Genomic DNA, 20,656 nt, shown 5'->3' on the forward strand with positions numbered 1-20,656 from the left:
TCAGTGGTGACGAACAATACTTTCAAGGAACGCCCCTCAGGCCGCCTTCCGTGACACCAACGCAAGAAACTAATGCAAGAATGGGTCCACTTTCTACATCTGAGCCTACAACGCGCCGCCCGGGCTGTCCGTTCCCCGAGAAGGGAAAGGCTTCCCTGCCGAGGCTGCACAAATTAGGGTCACGCCGAACCAGAAAACCAAGAGCCGTGTGCGGCCGAGGGAGCTTTCGAGAATGACCATATCCGGTACCGATGAGAGGAATTTGACAGGCAGCTTCGCCGGCCTGCGCGTCCTCGATTTCTCGACCACGATCGCCGGACCGCACTGTACCCGGATGCTCGCCGACATGGGCGCCGAGGTCATCAAGATCGAAACCGAGGAAGGCGAGACGATGCGGACCCGCCCGCCGATGCGCAACAACTGTTCGACCGCCTTCGGCCAGCTCAATGTCGGCAAGAACAGCCTGGTGCTGGATCTGAAATCGCCGAAGGGCCTCGAAGCCGTTCGCCGGTTGGTCGCGTCCGCGGACGTCCTGGTCGAAAACTTTCGCCCCGGCGTGATGCGGCGGCTGAAGCTCGACTACGCTTCATTGCATGAACTCAACCCAAAACTGATCTATTGCTCGATCTCCGGCTACGGCCAGACCGGCCCGTCGGCGGAACTGCCGGCCTATGCGCCGGTGATTCACGCCGCCTCCGGCTATGAGATGGCGCATCTCGCCTATCAGCCCGGACGGAGCCGGCCGGATTATTGCGGCATCTATCACGCCGATGTCCTCACCGGCGTCTATGCGTTCGGCGCCATCTCGGCGGCGCTGTACCAGCGCTCGACCAACCAGAAGGGGCAGCACATCGACGTCTCGATGCTGGAATCGATGCTGAGCCTCACCCTGAACGAATTGCAGTGGTCGCAATTTGAGGTAAAGGCGACACAGCGGCCGATGTTCGGCCCGATCGAAACGGCCGACGGCTATGTCATGGTCGCGATCGCCAGCGAAAAGACCTTCCAGAGCCTGATGAACGTGATCGGCCACCCGGAATGGGTGAACGATCCGCGCTTCGCCAGATATGCCGACCGCCGCGAAAACTGGGGCAGCCTGATGGACGGCGTCGAAGCGTGGTCGCGCGTGGTGACAACGGAAAAATGTCTCGCCGCGCTCAATGACGAAGGCGTTCCCTCATCGGCCTACCGCACCGTGGCCGAGGCGTTGCGCGATCCGCAGATCGCCCATCGCGGTGCGCTGGCCGAAGTCGAGGACGGCGGCGGAACCTTCAAGGTCCTCAACCTGCCGTTCCGGATGTCGGGTGCCAAAGTGTCGGCGGCAAAGCGGATGTCGACGCTCGGCGAACACACGCTTCGCCTGCTCAAGGAGACCGGTCTGTCGGAGGATGAGATCAAGGCATTTTCCGGCAAGCAACCGGTGGCGGCGCAGGGCTGACCGCGCGCGTCGCAAAACGACAATATTCACTTCTGCATTAACGCCTGCGGCTTTTCATCCGCAGGCTACGAACGGCCTTGCCCGCGACGGTATTTCCGGACAATCTCGCCCGGTGTCATTGACGATCCGGAACACCGGACGAACGACACGGCCGATGAGTCTTTGGGAGGGAATATCTATGAAAGCGGCGATCCGTTCGAGTGCGCTCGCGCGAATATTTCTTGTGGCGGGATTTGGTATGGCAATGTCCGTATTGCCCGCCAGCGCCCAGAAATCCGGCGGCAGCATCACCGTCGGCCTCGAACTCGATATTCCCGGTTTCGATCCGCTGAAAGTCGGCGTGTTCGATACCTCGGCGGAAACCGCTGCCGCTGCGATCTTCGATACGCTCGTAGGCCTCGACGACAAGGGTCAGCCGGTGCCGAAGCTGGCGCTGTCCTGGACCAGTTCGGATGATTTCAAGACCTGGACGTTCAAGCTGCGTCAGGGCGTCAAATTCCATGACGGTACGCCGTTCAATGCCGAAGCTTTCAAGGCCAACTTCGACCGCCAGAAAGATCCGGCCAACAAATGCCGCTGCGCCTTCTATCTTGCCGCGGTCAAGGACGTGCAGGCGTCCGACGAATACACGGTGGTCTACAACCTGACCGATCCGTCGGTGAATTTTCCGTCGATCCTGACCATTCAGAGTTCGAACAACTCCGTGCAGTCGCCGACGGCATGGAAGACCAAGGGTGACGACTACAATCGCAATCCGGTCGGCACCGGTCCCTATATCCTGAAGTCATGGACGGCGGGCGACCGCCTGGTTCTGGAAAGGAATCCGGATTACTGGAACAAGGACAAGGTTTACCTCGATCGAATTATCCTCAAGCCGTTGCCGGACGCGCAATCGCGGTTCGCCAGCCTGCAATCCGGAGAGGCCGATATCGTCTGGGACGACGAATACGACGCCGACAATATTCAGAAGGCGCAAAAAGATCCGAAGATGACGGTGCATACCTATGCCGGGTCAGGCGCCGCGGTCTATGCCTTCAACACCAAGGTGGCGCCGTTCGACGACGTTCGCGTGCGCCAGGCGCTGGTGATGGCGCTCGACCGCAAGAAGATGTCGCAGGCGATCACCAACGGCCTGGCGCGGCCGACCACCAACCCCTACGGCGACGGTTCGTGGGTCAAATGCAAGGACGATGGCGCGCTACCGGAAGATATTGAGAAGGCCAAAGCACTGCTCAAGGACTACGGCAAGCCGGTCGACTTCAAGATGATCGTGACCGCGACTCCGCGCGGCCGGAACGTCGGGCAGGTGCTGCAGCAGTTCTGGAAGCGCGCCGGTGCCAACATGGAGATCGAGCAGATCGATCAGGCCACCGTGGTGCCGCGCGCCTTCATGCGCCAGTTCCAGTTGACGCCGTGGCGGATCGTCGATCTCGCCGATCCCGATGTTCAGATGTACGCCAACTTCCACACCGGCAGCCCGGTCGCGCTCGCCAATTATTCCAATCCAGAACTGGACCAATTGCTGGAGCACGCGCGCACCACTGCCGACCCCGCAAAACGTACCGAGGATTATTGCGCAATCAGTCGTCTCATCAACAAGGAGGCGATTTGGTTCTGGACGTTCCAGAACACCTACTACGCGATCTCAACCTCCAAGCTGAAAGGCTTGCCGAAGATGTACAGCGGGGTGATCGACGTGTCCCACGTCTGGATGGAATAATCCTCCATGCTGTTCTTTGTCGCGCGCAGGCTGCTGTATCTGATACCGGTCCTGATCGCCGTATCGCTGTTGACCTTCTTCATCGCGTCGCTGCTGCCGGGCGATCTCGCTTACGTGATCCTCGGCGATCAGGCGACGCCGGAGAAGGTCGCGGCGCTGCGCCATGACATGGGGCTCGATCAGCCGATCTGGATCCGCTATTTCGGCTGGCTCGGAAACATCCTGCAGGGCGATTTCGGACGCTCGTTCCGTACCGGCCAGACCGTGCTGCAGGCAGTGGCCGAGCGGATTCCGGTCTCGATCGAACTGATGATCATGGCCGAGATCATCGGCCTCGCCATCGGCGTTCCCCTGGCGATCGTCTGCGCGGCCCGCAGCGGCAGCGCGTTCGACCGCTTCATGACCGGCAGCGCCTTCGCGATGCTGTCCTTGCCGGCGTTTTTGTCGGCGATCTTGCTGATCTATCTGTTCGCGGTCGAGCTGCGCTGGTTGCCGGCGACCGGCTACGTGCCGTTCGCCGAGGATCCGGCCGCGAATCTGCGCTTCATGGTTTTGCCTGCGCTCACGCTGGCGCTCGCGGAATGGCCGGGCATCATGCGTGTGCTGCGTTCGGACATGATCGCAACCCTGCAGGAAGACTATATCGCGCTCGCCAAGGCCAAGGGCCTGACGGCGTCGCGCATCCTGTTCGTGCATGCGCTGAAACCTTCGTCGCTGACGCTGGTGACGATCACCGGAATCAACATCGGGCGGTTGATCGGCGGCACGGTGATCGTCGAGACCATCTTCGCATTGCCGGGGATCGGCCGGCTGCTGGTCGGCGCGATCTACACGCGCGATCTCATCATCCTGCAGGGCGTGGTGCTGCTGGTGGCCGCCGGCTTCGTGGTGATGAACTTCATTGTCGATCTGCTCTACGCCATCCTCGACCCCAGGATCCGTCATGGCCACGCTTGAACTTAGCCTCGACGAGAGTGTTTCGGCTCTGCCGACCCGGCGCGGGCGGCGGCTGGGGTTGCTGTTCTGGTTTGCGATCGGCTGGATGACCTTGATGTTCGCGGTCGCGATCTTCGCCAATGTGCTGCCGCTGCCGAGCCCAACCGACATGGACATGCTGGAGCGGCGGGCGCCGTTTTCGATGGAGCATTGGCTTGGCACCGACGGCCTCGGCCGCGACGAACTGGCCCGGTTGATTTACGGCGCGCGGATCTCGCTGGTCGTCGGTATCTGCGCGCCGATTATCGGGGTCACTATCGGCGGCGCGCTCGGCATGCTCGCGGGCTATTTCCGAGGCCGGTTCGAGTCGCTGGTGGTCGGCAGTATGGATGTACTGCTGGCATTCCCGCCGCTGATCCTGGCGCTCGCGGTGACGGCCTTTCTCGGCCAGTCGATCTTCAATCTGACCTGCATCCTCGGCGTGCTCGGCGTTCCCGCCTTCATGCGGGTGGCGCGCGCATCGACGCTGACATTGGCGCGGCGCGAGTTCGTCATCGCGGCGCAAGCGCTCGGCGCCACGCATGCGCGAATCCTGCTGCGCGAATTGCTGCCGAACGTGCTGCTGCCGCTGCTCGCCTTCTTCCTGCTCGGCGTAGCCGTCACCATCGTGGTCGAGGGCGCGTTGTCGTTCCTGGGGCTCGGCGTGCCGCCGCCGATCTCGAGCTGGGGCAGCATGATCGGGGAGGGACGTGAAAGCCTCGAAGTGGCGCCACGGCTGGCGTTCCTGCCGGCCATTGCGATGTTTCTGACCGTGCTGTCCTTTAACCTCGTCGGCGACACGCTGCGGGCACTCACCGATCCCAGGCAGGGCGCGCTGTGAGCGAGGCGCCCTTGCTTTCCGTCGAGAATGTGGCCGTCGAGTTGCCGACGCCGCGCGGCAATCTGCGCGCGGTGGACCATGTCAATCTCACCGTCGGCGCCGGACGAACGCTCGGCGTGGTCGGCGAATCCGGCTGCGGCAAGACCATGCTGTCGCGGGCGATCCTGCAATTGCTGCCGAAGAAGGCAAAACTCTCCGGCCGCGTGATGTTCGACGGCCAGGATCTCCTACAGCTTTCGCCCGAGAAGCTGCGCAAGCTGCGCGGCCGCTCGCTGGCGGTGGTGTTTCAGGACCCGATGACCTCGCTCAATCCGGTGCTGACGATCGGCACGCAATTGATCGAGACGCTGCAGGAGCATCTCGAACTCGACCAGGCCACAGCCACCAGGCGCAGCGTCGAATTGCTTGCGGCGGTCGGTATTCCCGCGCCCGAGCAGCGGCTGACGCAATACCCGCATCAGCTTTCCGGCGGCATGCGGCAGCGGGTGGCGATTGCGATCGCGCTGTCCTGCGAACCGAAGCTGCTGATCGCGGATGAGCCGACTACCGCCCTCGACGTCACCATCCAGGCACAGATTCTCGACCTGTTGGCGCGGGAGCAGCGCCGCCGCCATATGGCGATGATCCTGATCACCCATGACCTCGGTGTCGTTGCCGGCCGTACCGACGAGGTCGCCGTGATGTATGCCGGCCGCGTGGTCGCGCGTGCGCCGACGCCGGCGCTGTTCAAGAGAATGCGGATGCCCTACACTGAGGCGTTACTCGCAGCGTTGCCGCGGATCGATGCCGCGCCGCATACGCCGCTGCCGGCAATCTCGGGGCGGCCGCCGGATCCGACCCGGCCGCTGAAAGGCTGCTCGTTCTCGCCGCGCTGTCGCTATGCGGTCGCGCGTTGTCACAGCGAAAAGCCTGATCTGGCGGAAGCGGAGACGCCTGAGCATCAATACGCCTGCTTCCACCCGATCGAGAGCCACGCGGGTGTTAGCGCATGATGCAACAGACCGCACCAAAAGACCCGCTGCTCGAAGTCAACAATCTCGTCGTCGAATATCCCGTCGGCGCCAGGACCGTGCATGCCGTCTCCGGTGTCAGCCTGCAGATCGCCCGCGGCGAAACGCTGGGGCTGGTCGGCGAGTCCGGTTGCGGCAAGTCGACGCTCGGCCGCGCGGTGTTGCAGTTGCGCCGGCCGACTTCCGGAAAGGTGTTGTTCGACGGCCAGGACCTCACGGTGATGCAGGGCGATACCTTGCGGCTGATGCGCCGGCGCGTGCAACTGATCTTCCAGGATCCGATCGCCTCGTTGAACCCGCGGCGGCGGATCGGCGATATCGTCGCCGAGCCGCTGGTGATTTCAGGCGTCAAGGATCCCACGAAGCGAAAGCAGCTCGTCGATGAAGTGCTCAGCGCCGTCGGCCTCGATCCGGCGCTGGTGGTCGGGCGTCTTCCGCACGAGTTTTCCGGCGGGCAATGCCAGCGCATCTGCATCGCCCGCGCGCTGGTGCTCAACCCCGAATTCATCATCTGCGACGAGCCGGTCTCCGCGCTTGACGTTTCGATTCGCGCCCAGATCCTCAATCTGCTGGAAGAGATGAAGGCGCGCTATGGATTGACGCTGCTGTTCATTGCGCACGACCTGGCTGTTGTGAAGGCGGTCAGCGACCGTGTCGCGGTGATGTATCTCGGCCGTCTCTGCGAAGTCGGTCCGTCCGAGCAGCTGTTCGCCAAGCCGGCGCATCCCTATACCGCGCTCTTGATCGAGGCTATCCCGGTGCCCGATCCGGATGTCCGCCCCACCGAAACCGTTCCGGTTGGCGAACCGCCATCGCCGATTGCGCCGCCCTCGGGATGCCGTTTTCGTACCCGCTGTCCGCGCGCGGACGCGCAATGCAGCGCCGAGATGCCGGAACTGCGCACGGTGGCGCCTGGCCAGCTCGTGGCTTGCCATCATCCCCTGATCTGAATATCGAAAGGCGGCCGTCCGCCGTTTGTCTCGCATGGGCGGACGTGGCAAGGTCCGCCTCAACAATGCCTTCAAGAACAAGAATGTCTTCAAGAACAAGAATGCCTTCAATAACAAGACTTACGGGAGAGAAGCGATGAAGAGTTTCCAGGTCGCCGAGTTCAATGCCCCCCTGAAAGAGGTGGACCAGCCGACGCCGCAGCCGACCGGCACGCAGGTGCTGATCAAGGTGAAGGCCGCCGGCGTCTGCCATAGCGACCTGCACATCTGGGAAGGCGGTTATGATCTCGGCCATGGCCGCAAGCCGCTGTCGCTAAAGGATCGCGGTGTGTCGCTGCCGCGCACGATGGGGCACGAGACGGTCGGCGAGATCCTGGCGTTCGGACCCGATGTCAAGGAATCCGACAAGGGTGGGCTCAAGGCCGGTGACATCGCGCTGGCCTATCCGTGGCTCGGCTGCGGCAAGTGCGAGACCTGCGTCGGCGGCGACGAGAACATGTGCGCCATCAAGCCGAATTCGCTCGGCGTCTATTGCGACGGCGGTTATGCCGATCACATGACCGTGCCGCATCCGAAGTATCTGTTGAACCTGAACGGCCTCGATCCCGTCACCGCCGCGCCCTATGCCTGCTCCGGCGTCACCACCTACAGCGCGATCAAGAAGGTCGAATTCGCCCTGAACTCGCCAATCGTCATCTTTGGCGCCGGCGGGCTGGGCCTGATGGCGCTGTCGCTGCTGAAGGCGATGGGCGGCAAGGGTGCCATCGTCGTCGATATCGACGCCCGCAAGCGCGAGGCGGCTGAGGCCGCCGGTGCGCTCGCCACCGTCGACGGCAAGGCACCCGACGCGCTGGAACAGCTTGCCAAGAAGGCCGGCGGCCCGATCCGCGCCGTGATCGATCTGGTCGGCAACGCCGCCACCACGCAACTCGGCTTCGACTGCCTCGCCAAGGGCGGCAAGCTCGTGATCGTTGGTCTGTTCGGCGGCGGTGCGACCTGGGCGTTGCCGCTGATTCCGATCAAGGCGATCACGATCCAGGGCAGCTATGTCGGCAACCTGCGCGAAACCCAGGAATTGCTCGATCTGGTGCGAAGCAAGAAGATCGCGCCGATCCCGGTGACGACGATGCCGCTTGCGAAAGCCAATGAAGCGTTGAACGATTTGCACAAGGGCAAGCTGGTCGGCCGCGCGGTGCTCACACCGTAGGTGCTCTGTCCCTCCGTCATGGCCGGGCTTGTCCCGGCCATCCACGTCTTTCTTGCCGATGCGCAGCAAAGACGTGGATGCCCGGGACAAGCCCGGGCATGACGAGCCTAAAAACCTCGTTCGAGCCAGGAATCTTCCATGCCCGCAAATAGCGCGCTCCACATCGCCGTGCTCGGCGGCGACGGCATCGGCCCGGAGGTCATGGCGCCGGCGATCGAAGTTTTGCGCAAGATTGAAGCGACCACGGACCTGAAGTTCCGCTTCACCGAGGCGCCCGCCGGCGCCAACAATTATCTCGCGACCGGCAAGTCGATGCCGGACAGCACGATCAAGCTGTGCGAGGAGGCGGACGCGATCCTGCTCGGCGCCTGCGGCCTGCCGTCGGTGCGCTACCCCGACAACACCGAGATCGCTCCGCAGATCGAACTGCGTTTTCATTTCGATCTTTATGCCGGCGTACGGCCGGCGCGGCTCGTTCCGGGCGTACCGAGCCCGATCGTCGGTGCCGACCAGCGCGGCATCGATTTTGTCCTGATCAGGGAATCCACCGAAGGTCTGTTCGCTTCGATGGGCAAGGGTGTTGTCACCGATACCGAGGCGCGCGAGACGCTGGTCATCACGCGCAAGACCTCCGAGCGGCTGTTCGAATTCTCGTTCCGTCTGGCCGAACGCCGCAAGGCGCGCGGCCGCACCAACGGCGGGTTGACCTGTGTCGACAAGGCCAACGTGTTCAGGGCGTTTGCGTTTTTTCGCGAGATGTTCGACGAGGCGGCCAAGCGTCATCCCGGCGTCAAAGCCGACCGGCTCTATGTCGACGCCTGCGCGCTGATGCTGGTGAAGCGTCCCTGGGATTTCGACGTCACGGTCACCGAGAACATGTTCGGCGATATTCTCTCCGACCTAGCCGCCGGCCTGATCGGTGGCCTCGGCATGGCGCCGTCGGCCGATATCGGCGACCGTCACGCCGTGTTCCAGCCTTGCCACGGTACCGCGCCCGATATCATGGGGCAGGGCAAGGCCAACCCGACCGGCATGATCCTGTCGGCGGCGATGATGCTGGATTGGCTGGCCGACAAGCACGGCCTCGAAAGCGCGGCGGAAGCCGGCGAGCGCATCGAGCGCGCCGTCGACAAGGCCTATGCCGGCGGCATCAAGCCGATGGAATTCGGCGGCAGCAACGGCACCAACGATATCGCCAGGGCCGTGCTGGCGGCGCTGTAGTGGTCAGAAACGCCATGCCTAGATGGGTCAAAATACTTGTTTGGATCATGGTTATCGCGACGGGCCTTGCGCTTCTCTCTGAGGCCATATTAATCGGATCAGACCTGTTCCGTTGAATCGCTGCCGCCTCAAATCGCCTTCGCCGCCTTCAGCTTCTCGATGCCTTCGTCGTCATAACCCAGCGAGCGCAACACTTCATCGTTGTGCTCGCCGAGATCAGGGGTGGCGGATCGCAAGTTGCGATCGAAGCCGGTGATTTCGCAGGGCTGCGCGATCAGGTCGATCTCGCCGAGGCGCGGATGGGTGACGGGCCGCTTGATCCGCAACTCCTGGACCTGCGGATCGGCAAAGACGTCCTTGACGTTATAGACCGGGCCGCAGGGTAGGCCCTCGGCGACCATGATCTCGAACCATTCACGGCTGGACCGCGCGCGCAAAGCGGCGGTGATCAACTCGTTCAATGCTTCTCTGTTTCGCGAGCGCAAGCCGGCTGTAGCAAAACGCGGATCGGCGCCCATCTTCTCCCGATCGATCAGTTTGCAGAATTTCGCGAAGTTCTTGTTGCTGGTGGCGGCGAGATTGAGGAAGCCGTCGGCGGTCGGGAACAGTCCCATCGGGGTGTTGGTCGGATGGTGGTTGCCTTCCTGCGGCGGCACCTTCTTGTCCATGGTCCAGCGCGTCGCCTGAAAATCCATCAGCGTGATGCCGGCTTCCAGCAGCGAGGTCTGGACCCAGCGGCCTTCGCCCGACACTTCGCGGTCGAGCAGCGCAATGAGAACGCCCTGCGCCAGAAACGCGCCCGCCATGACGTCGGTGACGGCGACGCCGACGCGCAGCGGGCCCTGGCCCGGAAATCCCGTGACCGACATGATGCCGGTCATGCCCTGCGCGATCTGGTCGATCGAGGGCCGCTCGGCATACGGGCCGTACTGGCCGAAGCCGGAAATGCTGCCATAGACGATCCGCGGGTTGCGCTTGCGCACCGACTCGAAATCGACGCCAAGGCGCTTGGCGACGCTGGGGCGCATGTTCTCGACGATGACGTCGGCCTTCTCGGCCAGCCGCATGAAGACCTCGCGGCCTTCGTCGGTCTTCAGGTTCAGCGTGATGGCGCGCTTGTTGCGGTGCAGGTTCTGGAAGTCCGAACCATCGCGGCGGCCGACGACTTCGCTGGCTTCAGCGGCTTCCGGCGGTGGTTCGACGCGGATCACGTCGGCGCCCCAATCGGCCAGCGTACGGACGCAGGACGGGCCGGCGCGCGCCAGGGTCAAATCGAGCACCTTGAACCGCGACAGCGGCAACCGGGAAGATTGGTCCTGCGGCGCGGCGTGGTCGGCTTTATCGACGGGCTTATGCATGTTGGTCGTCCTGGATCGGGATGATGTGCGACGGGTTGATCTCCAGCCAGACTTTCTGGCCGACGTTGAAAACGCTGACTGGCGGCGACATCACGCGCACCTTGAGATCGCCGGTCTCGGCGCGGAACGCGTAGTCCCAGCTCTCGCCGAGAAAGGCGCGCTCGATAATACTACCGGGCAGGATGACGCAGTCGCCGTTGGGGCAGGCGGCATGCAGCGCCAGGTTCTGTGAACGCAGCGAGAATTCGGTGGTCTTGATCGGCCCGCTGCAGCCAAGCCGCGCAGAGGCGACTTCGAAGCCGTTGAAGGCGACGCTCGACCCATTCGGCTTGCCGTCGAGAATGTTGGAGCGCCCGATGAATTCGGCGACATAGCGTGTCTTCGGCCGTGTATAAAGCGTCAGGGGATCGTCGATTTGCTCGATGCGGCCCTTGTTCATGACGGCGATACGGTCGGACGTCGTCATCGCCTCCGACTGGTCGTGGGTGACGTAGATCGAGGTGATGCCGAATTCATTGTGCAGGCGGCGGATCTCGCCGCGCATCTCCTCGCGCAGGTTGGCGTCGAGGTTCGACAGCGGTTCGTCGAGTAGCAGAATTTCCGGCTTCACCACCAGCGCCCGGGCCAGCGACACCCGCTGCTGCTGGCCGCCGGAGAGTTCGTTGGGATAACGCGCGGCGAGGTGGCCGAGCTGGACCACGTCGAGGATCTGTGCGACGCGACGTTTGGCTTCGTCCTTGGCGACCTTGCGCATCTTGAGGCCGAAAGCAACGTTCTGCTCCACCGTCATGTTCGGCCACAGCGCGTAGCTCTGGAAGATCATCGACATCCGCCGCTTTTCCGGCGGTAACGAAGATGTCGCCGACGACATCTGACTGCCGTCCATCTCGACAGTGCCTGCAGTCGGCGTCACAAAGCCCGCGATCATCCGCAGCGTCGTGGTCTTGCCGCAGCCGGACGGTCCCAGCAGCGAAACGAACTCGCCCGCACGCAGCGTCAGATGGAGGTCGTCGACGACGACGAGATCGCCGAACTTCTTGGTGAGGCCGTTGAGTTGCAACTTGTCCATCAGTTTCGCCTCAGCATGAAGTCCCGGCCAAGGATGATCGTTCCCACCAACGTCATGACCCCGGTAACGATAAGCAACAGCACCGAGATCGCGGAAAGCATTTCGTACGAACCCTGTTCGCTCAGTTCCAGCGTCAGCACCGAGACCACCCGGGTCTGCGGTCCCGACAGGAACATCGCGGTCGACAATTCGCGGGTACCGATGATGAAGATCAAGAGCCAGCTTCCGAACAGCGATTTCTTCAGGATCGGCACCACCACCAGCCACAGCGCGCGGGCCTGGTTGCCGCCGGCGATCCGTACGGCTTCTTCCAGTTCGGGGTGCAGGCCCTGGATCGCCGAATTGGAGTTGGTGAAGGCGATCGGCAAAAAGCGCGTGACGAAGGCGATCACGACCAGCGCGCCGAGGCCGTACAGCGCGAACGGCGGCGGCGCGTAGGCGGCGTAGAAGCAGATCGCGAGCACGATGCCGGGCACCGCAAACGGCGCCAGCGTGATGCTCGCCAGCAGGTGGGAATAGGGCAGCAGCTTGCGCTGCGAGATATAGGCGACGGCGAAGCCCAGGAAGGTGCAGATGGTCGCGGTGATGATGGCGTATTGGAAGGTGTTGAACAGCGCCTGCCGCACCGTCACCTGGTCGAACAGCACCTCACGGAAATTATGGAAGGTGAAATTGGTTGCCGACATCGGCAGCGCCCAGGCCTTGCTGAACGAGGTCTGCAGGATAATGAACAGCGGCATGAACACCGACAGGCCGGCAATCGCCATTGCATAGGCGAACATCACCCAGCGGAAGGCGCCCAGCGCCATTGGCTCGCGGTGGCCGCCCTTGCCGCCGACGGTGACATAGCTTTTGCGCGCCAGCAGCCGGCGTTGCACCCACAACAGCGCAATCGTGATGCCGACCATCGGCATCGAGAACGCCGCGGCGACCTCGACTCTCACGGGATTTTCGAAGAACGCCGCGAGCTGCGTGGTCACGACGTTGAAGCCGGCGGGGATCGCGATCAGCGCGGGCGTGCCGTAGAGGCCGAGCACTTCGAGGAACACCAGGAACACCGAACCGAGGATTGCCGGCAACGCCAGCGGCAGGGTGACGCGGAACGTCGTCTGCGCCGGGCCGGCGCCGAGGATGGCGGCGGCCTCTTCCATCTCGGTCGAGATCAGGTCGAGCGCGGATTTGGTGAAAACATAAATCAGCGGAAACGAATACAGCGCGGTGACCAGCGCCAGTCCCCAGAAGGTGAAGATGTTGAACGGGCCCGCCGGCGCGCCGGTCACGGCCATCCATGCCTTGTTGATCCAGCCGGCATTGGGGCCGCCAAGCAGGATCCAGCCGATGGCGCCGACAAAGGGCGGGATCAGGAATGAGGCCAGCACCATCACATGCACAAAACCGCGGCCGGGCATGTCGGTGCGCGAGACGCCCCAGGCCAGCGGCACCGCAATGACGCTGGCGAACAGCGCTGCGACCGCGCCGAGTTCCACCGAATTGATCAGCGCCTGAACGTAGCGCGGCCGGCCGAAGGCGGTGAGGTAGTTGGCGAAGGTAAAACTGTGGTCGCGGGCGTTGGTGAAACTGTCCTTGACCAGCTGGAACAGCGGATTGGCGACCAGGAACACCAGCACGGCCGCCAGCAGCAGCGCCACCAGCGTCGTCGGGTTTAAGGCACTCCGAAGCGCGGCCGCAACTTTTGTTACGACAGTGCTGTGGCCACCCTCTATCCCCAGTACCGCCATTTACCGGCCGGTAAATTTCGGCTTGCGCTTTTCCATGAAGGCCTGACGGCCTTCGCGGAAATCTGAAGAGTCCATGCAGTCGGTGCCGACCTGCTTGATCGCGTTCATGTCGCGCTTGTCGGGATCCTTGATCACCTGCGCGATGGTGATCTTGGCGGCCTTGATCGCCAGCGGCGCGTTGCCGGAAATCGTGCGCGCGATCTCCATGGTCGCGTTCCACAGTTCGGCATCGGGTGAAACGCGATCGACGAGGCCAATCCGCAACGCTTCCGCGGAATCGATCTTCATACCCGTATACATGATCAGCCGCGCCCATGATGGCCCGACCAGCGAGACCAGGTGACGCAAGCCGTCGTAGCCATAGGCGATGCCGAGCTTGGCGGCGGGAATGCCGAACTGACTGTTGTCGCTGGCGATGCGGATGTCGGCCGCCATCGCTACCTGCATGCCGCCGCCGAGGCAGAAACCCCTGATGCAGGCGATGATCGGTTTCGGATAATTCGCCAGCAATGCGCGCTGGGCTTCGCTCTTCTTCGAGTATTCTTCCGATGCCGCTGCATTGTGCCGGACGTTTTCGAACTGGCTGATATCGGCGCCCGACACGAACGCCTTGTCGCCGGCCCCGACCATGATCACGACGCGGACGTCATCGTTGTCGCGCAGCTCGATCAGCGCGCTGCCGAGCCCTTCCCACATATCCAGCGACATCGCGTTGCGCTTCGCGGGATTGTTGAAGGTGATGACGCCGACGCCGTCGGTGACGCCCTGCAGGATCTTGCCGTCGGCGTAGGATTTTTCGTTGTTCTTTTCGTTGTTCTTTTCGTTGTTCTTGGGAACGTCGAGCATGGGATCAGCTTTCGGAGTTGAAGAGGATGCGGTCTGCTAATCAGACGGTGGTGATGAACGGGTCGAATTTCGCACGTGCGAAGGCAGGCCGCGCCTGTATTTTAGTCCACCATTCGTTGACGCGGGGATGTTTCTTGGCCTCGACTTCGTCAGGCGAGATCTCCTCGTCGAGCCGTTTGACGAACGGCACCGCGGCGATGTCGGCGATCGAATAGGCCTTACCGACCATCCAGCCGGACGGCTTCAGCGCGGCCTCCATTTTGTCCAGGAGTTGCGTGACCAGCTTGGTCCGCGCGGCGTCGCGCTCTTCCTCGGTATAGGGCTTTCGTGCCACCCGCAGCCAAGCTTCCTGGCGCTCCTTGCTCGGAATGTTCTTCAGCTTCTCGGCCAGTTCCGCGTCGGTCCATTGCGACGCCGTCTTCTGCAGATGATGGCGCCAGTTGAAGATGATGAGGTTGCCGATCAGGGCGTCGATATGCCGGATCCAGTTGCGCATCTCGGCGCGCTGGTAGGGCGTATCCGGCCGCAGCGGCGGATCGGGATAAGTCTCGTCGAGAAATTCGCAGATCGTGCCGCTCTCGTGCAGCGGCTGGCCGTCATGAATCATGGTCGGGATCACGCCGAGCGGATTGATCTTCAGGTATGCCGGCGAGTGATGCTCCAGGTTCGCCATGTCGACGACATGGCCTTCATAGGCGAGGCCCTTTTCCTCGAGGCACAGCCGGACGCGGCGCGACGCGCTCGAACGCCAGCCGTGATGAAGAACGATCATGTGGATACTCCGTACAATTCGGGGAATGGCTCAGACGCCGAAGGTGTCGCGCCATTTTTCGGTGAGTTCGGGAATGCCCTTGATGATTTCGGCAATCGTCGGGCGGATGGTCTTCAAGTCGTCGAGCTTCTTGAAACCGGCGGGCAGTATCGTATCGCGGCGCAGCGGCACGCCGAATTCCTCGATATCCTCGGCCGCGGTTTCCGAGGAATACAGAAACTCCATGAACAGTTTTGCGGCGTTGGGATGCTTGCTGTTCTTCAGGATGGCTGAGCCCGAGATCATCAATACCGAGCCTTCCTCAGGGTACGATACCGCAATCGGATTGCCCTGTGCGGCATTGCGCAGCACCAGCGCGGACGGGCTGGCGCCGATGCTGCGCTCGCCCGACACCTGCACCGTGACGGTGTCGATGATGGAGCGGCCGACATGCGGCTTCAGCGCCGCCAGTTGTTCGAAATAATCCCAGCCGTAGAGCTTGTTCATCTGCACCACCCAGGTGCCGACGAAGCCGGAGAATCCGGGATGGCCGACCACCGACTGGCCCTTCCATTTCGGATCGATGAATTCCTTCCAGCTTTTCGGCGCCTGCTCCGGCTTCAGCTTGTTGGTGTTGTAGGCCAACCCAACTGTGGTCGCGTTGACGATCTGGTAGGCGTCATCGGGATCGACGCCGTGAAACCGGCTGTCGATCTGGTCTATCGACCGCATCTTGTACGGCAACAACACGCCGCGGTCCTTCAACGCCACGTACTGTCCCATGTCTGTGGTGGCGAACACGTCGCAGTTGGCGGCGTTGGCTTGCAGGTCCTGGCTCAGCCGTTGATAGGCGACCTGCGCCGTCGACCGCACCACATTCACTTTCACGCCAGGGAAAGCCTTGCTGAAGATCGCGCCATGCTTCTCGGAACGGTCCGACGGCCAGTACACGCTGTACCAGGTCAATTCGCCTTCCTGCTTGGCCTTGGCGTAGAGCTCGGCGATGTAGTCGGCCTGCGCGGAGGCGGGCCGCAAGCCCATCAGGGCGACGGCGGTTCCGGTCAGAAAGTTTCTTCGGTCGATCGGCATAGGCGTTCCCTGCGGGCCGACGCTCTCGGGCGTCTTCGAAAGCCATTTCAGCATTGATTTAATGTGTGCGCAATGCTCTTCTATGTATACATAGGGGAACCTCTTAGATGCGCGTCAGAACCAGCGATGCCCTGCGTAAGGAGCTCGAGGACGATATCGAGCACGGCCGGCTGGCGCCGGGCGACAGACTCGACGAACAGACATTGGCGGAGCGGTTCGAGGTGTCACGCACACCGGCGCGCGAAGCCTTGCTGCAACTGGCGGCCGCCGGAATCGTGCGGCTGGTGCCGCGGCAGGGTGCGGTGGTCTCCAGCGTGTCGCCGCAACTCGCCATCGGCATGGTCGAAGTGCTGACCGCGCTGGAAGCGGAAGCGGCTGGCCTCGCGGCGCGGCGGATGTCAGTGGCCGAGAAGGCGCAGCTCACCAAATTGCATCTGGCGTCGCAGGCCGCGGTCAAGCGGCTGGACAGCCCCGCTTACATCAAGAACAACTCCGCGTTTCATGCGGCGATTTATGAGGGATCGCGCAACGAATTCCTCGCCGAACAGATCCGCGCGACGCGGCTGCGGATGCGTTTCTATCACCGCTCCAGCCTCTATCAGCCGGCGCGGCTGAAGGCGTCGTTCCAGGAGCACGCGCGCGTCATGGAAGCGATCAAGAGCGGCGACGACGCACAGGCGCAGCATTTGATGCGCGAGCACATTCTGTTCGGCGGCCGCGTGTTCGCCGACCTGATCGCCAATCTCGGAAATCGAAAGTCCTGATGATGAAGACCGCTGCCGTTCGTATCCACCGCCATGGCGGGCCCGAAGTGCTGCAATATGAAGAGGTGGATCTGCGCGATCCCGGTCCCGGCGAGGTGCTGTTGAAGCAGACCGCGATCGGTCTGAATTTCGCCGATACCTATCAGCGCGAAGGCGAGGCGGGGCCACATGATGCGGGTAACCTGCCGATCGTACTGGGCGGGCAGGGCGCCGGCGTGATCGAGGCCACAGGCCCCGGCGTTTCCGGCTTCAAGGCGGGTGATCGGGTCGCCTATATTCATCCCGGCGCCTATGCCGAGCGGCGTGTCGTGCCCGCCGACAAGTTATTGCTTTTACCGCCGGGGATTTCCGACCAGGTGGCGGCCGCGGCGTTGTTGCGCGGCCTGACGGCGGAATACCTGGTGCGGCGGCTCTACAAGATAAAGCCCGGCGATACCGCGCTGGTGCATGCTGCGGCGGGCGGCATGGGGCTGTTGCTCGGACAATGGGCGAAGGCGCTCGGTGCGCGGGTGATCGGCACGGTAGGGGCCGACAGCAAGGTCGAAATCGCGCGGGCGCACGGCTGCAGCGACGTGATCGTCTACAGCCGCGAGGATTTCGCGGATCGCACCATGGAACTGACCGGGGGCGTCGGGGCCGACGTGATCTATGACGGTGTCGGCAAATCGGCGTTCCTGAAATCGCTGGATTGCGTGAGACCCATGGGCATGGTGATCAGCTACGGTACGGCGTCCGGCAATGTCGGCGCCTTCGACCTGCAACTGCTGCATCGCAAATCCATCATCGTGACGCGACCGACGCTGCGCACCTGGATCGCCAAACGCGGGGCTGCCGCCGCGGCGTTCTTCGACGCTGTCATGTCAGGCAAGGTTCGCGCCGAGGTCAACCGCTCTTACGCGCTGAAGGATATCAGGCGCGCGCATGAGGAACTGCACAGCCGGGCCACTGTGGGCCCGGCCATCATTATTCCCTAGCAGAAATCACTGCGTCATATGCGCCGTCAGCGGATGTGAGCTCGCCTTGTTGAAAAAGGCCGCTTCCTCCGCGGTCGCTTCCAGCAACTGCTCGTCCTGCGCGTAGATGTCGTTGCGGAACTGCACGGTCTGGTCCTTGGTCATCCAGGCCGTGAGGTAGATCCAGGCCACTGGAATCTTTTTGGTGACGCGGACGTCGTGGCGCTCGCCGGTCGCAATCGCGGCATCGATCGCCGCCCGGTTCCATTGCGGCTGGTCCTTCAACAGCCAGGCCGCGAGGTCGCGCACATTGTCGACCCGCGAGCAGCCGTGTGAATCGAAGCGGTAGTCGTCGTTGAACAGGTTGCGCTGGTTGGTGTCGTGCATATAGACCGAATAGGAATTCGGCATGTCGATCTTGACGGCGCCGAGTGCGTTCCAGGTGCCGGACTGCTGGCGCACTGTAAAATTCGGCACGTGGTTGCCGGACCAGTCGACCGAATGCGGATCGAGCGGCGCGTCGTTGGCGCCGAGCACGTCCATGTGCATGCGCGACAGGTAGGTCGGGTCCTTGCGCATATGCGCGGAAATCTCGCTCTTGGCGATCGACGACGGCACGGTCCAGGTCGGGTTGAGATTGACGCTGGTGATTTCGGCGGTCAGCGTCGGCGACGGCTTTTCGGTCTTGCCGACGATGACGCGATAGCGGCGCACCACCTTGTCGTCCTCGATCGCCTCGGCAAAGGTCGCCGGGATATTCACGACCACATAGCGCTGGCCGAACGGAAAGCTGATATTTTCGAGACGCGTCAGCGAGGCTTCGAGCTGCTTGATCCGCTTCTGGACGGGCACGTTGAGCGCGGCCAGCGTGCGCGGCGTCACCGTCCCGGTCAGCGCCAGGCCGTGGCGGGCCTGGAACCGCTTGACGGCCTCAGTGAGAACATCGTCATAGGCGCCGGTTGCCTTGTCGGCGGCGAGATCGCCGCTGACGATCAGGCGCTTGCGCAACAGATCGTCATCCGGCCCCGGAACGCCAGCTGCGAATTTCGCGTCGGCCGGAATCGTCGGCCATCCGCCGCGCACCGCCAGATCCGCGTAGCTCTGCGCGGCCTCGCGGATACGTTGCGCGCTACCCTCGTCGAAGGTCGGTTCATGCGACAATGCCAGCGCCGCGGCCGAGCGTGATTCCGGCGTCGATACGGCCACGGCCGGTTTGGCCGGCGCTGCATGTGCGGCTGGTGCCGTCCCCGCGGGTGCGGCTGGATGCGGCGCTGTCGTGCCGGCCCCTTGGGCAAACGCCGGCCCGGCCACGAGCATTGCGGCCATGGCAATGATGGTCATTCTTGGCATGTCAGACTTCCCCAATGTCAGGCTTGCTGGGATGCGCGCGATGCGCGGAGTTGAAATGAAATAGCGGGCCGTTCGGGCTGAACTGGCCGGGTAAAGCTGCTGCACGAAGCATCCGGCAAGATTACCCCGTGAGAGTTGCATTAGGATTAAATTTCGGTTGCGGCTGTTGCACTGCCGCAAATCCGAAGGGCCCCAATGAAGGCTCATGTCCAAAAATATTCCCACCGCCCTGATTGGACTTTTGTCTCCTTTGATATGTCGCCGTGGCGGCTATGCTGGTTCGCAACGGAATCAAGAAAAGCGCGCAAGAAAAGCGCGATCGGGAGAGCGGCATGCGGTTGACGCGCCGGGAGGCCCTTGCAGGGAGTGGCGGAGCGCTGGCCTGGCTCGTGGGCTCGCCGGCCCTGGCTCAGTCGGCCTATCCCGGCCGGACCATCAAGATGATCGTGCCCTATCCGGCCGGCGGGACCACCGATCTTCTCGGACGGTTGATTGCCGATCAGATCAAGAGCGGCCTCGATGCAACCGTGATCGTAGAGAACAAGCCGGGTGCCGGCACGACGCTGGGCGCCGATCAGGTCGCAAAATCCGAACCCGATGGCTACACGCTGCTGATGGCGACCTCGACCACGCTTGCCATCAACAAGGCGCTCTACAAGAAGCTGCCTTACGACCCCGCGAAGGATTTTGCGCCGATCGGGCTGGTCGCCGGTGTTCCCTTTGCGCTGATCATCAATCCCGCGATTCCGGTGAAGACGCTGGCCGAGTTTATTGCCTACGCCAAATCGAAGCCGGGCCTGGCCTATGGTTCGGCCGGTAATGGCAGTCCGCAACATCTTGGCGCCGAGATGCTGAAGTCGGCTGCGGGAATCGATATCCGACACGTGCCCTATCGCGGCAGCGTACCGGCCATGCTCGACGTCATCGCGGGGCATATCCCGTTCATGGTGGTGGATCTGCAGCCGGCGCTGCAGCAGATCCGCGAGGGCAAGGTGACGGTGCTCGGCGTCACCACGCCAAAGCGGGTTGCCGCGGCGCCCGACATTCCGACGCTGGCCGAAGCAGGATTACCCGGCTTTGAACTGGTCGCCTGGCAGGGCGTGGTGGCGCCGGCGGGCACGCCGCGTCCGATCGTCGACCGCCTGGCGGCGCAGATCGCCAAACTGATGGCCGATCCCGCGACCCGGGACAAGTTGACGGCGATGTCGCTGGAGCCGCTGCCGCCCTCGACACCGGATGGTTTTGCCGCTTACATCAAGACCGAAATCGAGCGCTGGGCAGTGATCGTGAAGAACTCCGGCGCCGAGCTCGAATGACGCGACCACACAAGAAAACAAGAGCGACAAGAAACAAGAAGAAGTCTTGAAATGACTCG

At 62.9% G+C, this 20,656-nt stretch carries 18 protein-coding genes; 11 read left to right on the top strand and 7 right to left on the bottom strand.

Translation table 11 applies throughout. From position 1 onward, the window contains the following. Nucleotides 1–232 precede the first annotated feature (232 nt). The 8 genes from BLS26_RS28740 to BLS26_RS28775 all read left to right on the top strand — a co-directional run bounded on the left by BLS26_RS28740 (nucleotide 233) and on the right by BLS26_RS28775 (nucleotide 9,362). On the top strand, nucleotides 233–1,438 hold the full coding sequence (locus BLS26_RS28740; protein WP_092515876.1) for a CaiB/BaiF CoA-transferase family protein: 1,206 nt from the start codon (nucleotides 233–235) through the stop codon (nucleotides 1,436–1,438). Nucleotides 1,439–1,682: 244 nt separating this feature from the next. Then, entirely contained in the window at nucleotides 1,683–3,158 is a 1,476-nt protein-coding gene (locus BLS26_RS28745) for an ABC transporter substrate-binding protein (protein ID WP_244541717.1), read from the top strand. A gap of 6 nt (nucleotides 3,159–3,164) precedes the next feature. After that, the gene (locus tag BLS26_RS28750) at nucleotides 3,165–4,115 is read left to right on the top strand and encodes an ABC transporter permease (protein WP_092515878.1); all 951 of its coding nucleotides are present in this window, start codon (nucleotides 3,165–3,167) and stop codon (nucleotides 4,113–4,115) included. Further along, the gene (locus BLS26_RS28755) at nucleotides 4,102–4,974 is read left to right on the top strand and encodes an ABC transporter permease (protein WP_092515879.1); all 873 of its coding nucleotides are present in this window, start codon (nucleotides 4,102–4,104) and stop codon (nucleotides 4,972–4,974) included. The genes BLS26_RS28750 and BLS26_RS28755 overlap by 14 nt, the downstream gene beginning before the upstream one ends. An 11-nt stretch (nucleotides 4,975–4,985) precedes the next feature. Continuing rightward, nucleotides 4,986–5,966, top strand: coding sequence for an ABC transporter ATP-binding protein (locus tag BLS26_RS28760; protein ID WP_244541718.1), 981 nt, complete (start codon nucleotides 4,986–4,988; stop codon nucleotides 5,964–5,966). Beyond that, on the top strand, nucleotides 5,963–6,934 hold the full coding sequence (locus tag BLS26_RS28765) for an ABC transporter ATP-binding protein (protein WP_092515881.1): 972 nt from the start codon (nucleotides 5,963–5,965) through the stop codon (nucleotides 6,932–6,934). Before BLS26_RS28760 ends, BLS26_RS28765 begins: the two co-directional genes overlap by 4 nt. 136 nt (nucleotides 6,935–7,070) lie before the next feature. After that, nucleotides 7,071–8,141: an alcohol dehydrogenase gene (locus BLS26_RS28770; protein WP_092518740.1), complete on the top strand. Its 1,071-nt coding sequence runs from the start codon at nucleotides 7,071–7,073 to the stop codon at nucleotides 8,139–8,141. A 138-nt stretch (nucleotides 8,142–8,279) separates the two neighbouring features. Next, the gene (locus BLS26_RS28775; RefSeq protein WP_092515882.1) at nucleotides 8,280–9,362 is read left to right on the top strand and encodes an isocitrate/isopropylmalate dehydrogenase family protein; all 1,083 of its coding nucleotides are present in this window, start codon (nucleotides 8,280–8,282) and stop codon (nucleotides 9,360–9,362) included. A 128-nt stretch (nucleotides 9,363–9,490) separates the two neighbouring features. Here the strand turns inward: BLS26_RS28775 and BLS26_RS28780 are convergent, their stop codons facing one another. The 6 genes from BLS26_RS28780 to BLS26_RS28805 form a co-directional block, all read right to left on the bottom strand. Next, the gene (locus tag BLS26_RS28780; RefSeq protein WP_092515883.1) at nucleotides 9,491–10,720 is read right to left on the bottom strand and encodes a CaiB/BaiF CoA-transferase family protein; all 1,230 of its coding nucleotides are present in this window, start codon (nucleotides 10,718–10,720) and stop codon (nucleotides 9,491–9,493) included. Continuing rightward, nucleotides 10,713–11,789: an ABC transporter ATP-binding protein gene (locus BLS26_RS28785; RefSeq protein WP_092515884.1), complete on the bottom strand. Its 1,077-nt coding sequence runs from the start codon at nucleotides 11,787–11,789 to the stop codon at nucleotides 10,713–10,715. The genes BLS26_RS28780 and BLS26_RS28785 overlap by 8 nt, the downstream gene beginning before the upstream one ends. After that, complete coding sequence (locus BLS26_RS28790) at nucleotides 11,789–13,438, bottom strand: iron ABC transporter permease (protein WP_197681286.1); 1,650 nt, start codon at nucleotides 13,436–13,438, stop codon at nucleotides 11,789–11,791. Before BLS26_RS28790 ends, BLS26_RS28785 begins: the two co-directional genes overlap by 1 nt. A 90-nt stretch (nucleotides 13,439–13,528) precedes the next feature. Beyond that, on the bottom strand, nucleotides 13,529–14,374 hold the full coding sequence (locus BLS26_RS28795) for an enoyl-CoA hydratase (protein ID WP_092515886.1): 846 nt from the start codon (nucleotides 14,372–14,374) through the stop codon (nucleotides 13,529–13,531). 40 nt (nucleotides 14,375–14,414) lie between these two features. Further along, nucleotides 14,415–15,146 carry a glutathione S-transferase family protein gene (locus BLS26_RS28800; protein WP_197681287.1) on the bottom strand — a complete coding sequence of 244 codons (732 nt, stop codon included), beginning with the start codon at nucleotides 15,144–15,146 and terminating at the stop codon, nucleotides 14,415–14,417. Between the two features lie 30 nt (nucleotides 15,147–15,176). Continuing rightward, nucleotides 15,177–16,214, bottom strand: a complete 1,038-nt coding sequence (locus BLS26_RS28805; protein ID WP_092518744.1) for an ABC transporter substrate-binding protein — start codon at nucleotides 16,212–16,214, stop codon at nucleotides 15,177–15,179. A 107-nt stretch (nucleotides 16,215–16,321) separates the two neighbouring features. On the opposite strand from BLS26_RS28805, the gene BLS26_RS28810 reads away from it, so the two are divergent. Both BLS26_RS28810 and BLS26_RS28815 read left to right on the top strand, forming a co-directional pair. Continuing rightward, the gene (locus BLS26_RS28810) at nucleotides 16,322–16,978 is read left to right on the top strand and encodes a GntR family transcriptional regulator (protein WP_092515887.1); all 657 of its coding nucleotides are present in this window, start codon (nucleotides 16,322–16,324) and stop codon (nucleotides 16,976–16,978) included. Beyond that, entirely contained in the window at nucleotides 16,978–17,952 is a 975-nt protein-coding gene (locus BLS26_RS28815; protein ID WP_244541719.1) for a quinone oxidoreductase, read from the top strand. The genes BLS26_RS28810 and BLS26_RS28815 overlap by 1 nt, the downstream gene beginning before the upstream one ends. 6 nt (nucleotides 17,953–17,958) lie before the next feature. Here BLS26_RS28815 and BLS26_RS28820 read toward each other — a convergent pair whose 3' ends face one another. Beyond that, entirely contained in the window at nucleotides 17,959–19,281 is a 1,323-nt protein-coding gene (locus BLS26_RS28820; protein ID WP_092515889.1) for a murein L,D-transpeptidase, read from the bottom strand. A 332-nt stretch (nucleotides 19,282–19,613) separates the two neighbouring features. Here BLS26_RS28820 and BLS26_RS28825 point away from each other — a divergent pair, with 332 nt between their 5' ends. Next, a complete protein-coding gene (locus BLS26_RS28825) occupies nucleotides 19,614–20,597 on the top strand; it encodes a tripartite tricarboxylate transporter substrate binding protein (RefSeq protein ID WP_157676612.1) in 984 nt (327 codons plus the stop codon). Nucleotides 20,598–20,656: the final 59 nt, after the last annotated feature.

This window comes from Afipia sp. GAS231 (genome assembly GCF_900103365.1).
Lineage (GTDB): Bacteria > Pseudomonadota > Alphaproteobacteria > Rhizobiales > Xanthobacteraceae > Bradyrhizobium.

Coding starts and splice junctions, on each gene's coding strand:
- BLS26_RS28740 (WP_092515876.1), top strand. CDS start 233: ATGACCATATCCGGTACCGATGAGAGGAATTTGACAGGCAGCTTCGCC.
- BLS26_RS28745 (WP_244541717.1), top strand. CDS start 1,683: ATGTCCGTATTGCCCGCCAGCGCCCAGAAATCCGGCGGCAGCATCACC.
- BLS26_RS28750 (WP_092515878.1), top strand. CDS start 3,165: ATGCTGTTCTTTGTCGCGCGCAGGCTGCTGTATCTGATACCGGTCCTG.
- BLS26_RS28755 (WP_092515879.1), top strand. CDS start 4,102: ATGGCCACGCTTGAACTTAGCCTCGACGAGAGTGTTTCGGCTCTGCCG.
- BLS26_RS28765 (WP_092515881.1), top strand. CDS start 5,963: ATGATGCAACAGACCGCACCAAAAGACCCGCTGCTCGAAGTCAACAAT.
- BLS26_RS28770 (WP_092518740.1), top strand. CDS start 7,071: ATGAAGAGTTTCCAGGTCGCCGAGTTCAATGCCCCCCTGAAAGAGGTG.
- BLS26_RS28775 (WP_092515882.1), top strand. CDS start 8,280: ATGCCCGCAAATAGCGCGCTCCACATCGCCGTGCTCGGCGGCGACGGC.
- BLS26_RS28780 (WP_092515883.1), bottom strand. CDS start 10,720: ATGCATAAGCCCGTCGATAAAGCCGACCACGCCGCGCCGCAGGACCAA.
- BLS26_RS28785 (WP_092515884.1), bottom strand. CDS start 11,789: ATGGACAAGTTGCAACTCAACGGCCTCACCAAGAAGTTCGGCGATCTC.
- BLS26_RS28795 (WP_092515886.1), bottom strand. CDS start 14,374: ATGCTCGACGTTCCCAAGAACAACGAAAAGAACAACGAAAAGAACAAC.
- BLS26_RS28800 (WP_197681287.1), bottom strand. CDS start 15,146: ATGATCGTTCTTCATCACGGCTGGCGTTCGAGCGCGTCGCGCCGCGTC.
- BLS26_RS28805 (WP_092518744.1), bottom strand. CDS start 16,214: ATGCCGATCGACCGAAGAAACTTTCTGACCGGAACCGCCGTCGCCCTG.
- BLS26_RS28810 (WP_092515887.1), top strand. CDS start 16,322: ATGCGCGTCAGAACCAGCGATGCCCTGCGTAAGGAGCTCGAGGACGAT.
- BLS26_RS28815 (WP_244541719.1), top strand. CDS start 16,978: ATGATGAAGACCGCTGCCGTTCGTATCCACCGCCATGGCGGGCCCGAA.
- BLS26_RS28820 (WP_092515889.1), bottom strand. CDS start 19,281: ATGCCAAGAATGACCATCATTGCCATGGCCGCAATGCTCGTGGCCGGG.
- BLS26_RS28825 (WP_157676612.1), top strand. CDS start 19,614: ATGCGGTTGACGCGCCGGGAGGCCCTTGCAGGGAGTGGCGGAGCGCTG.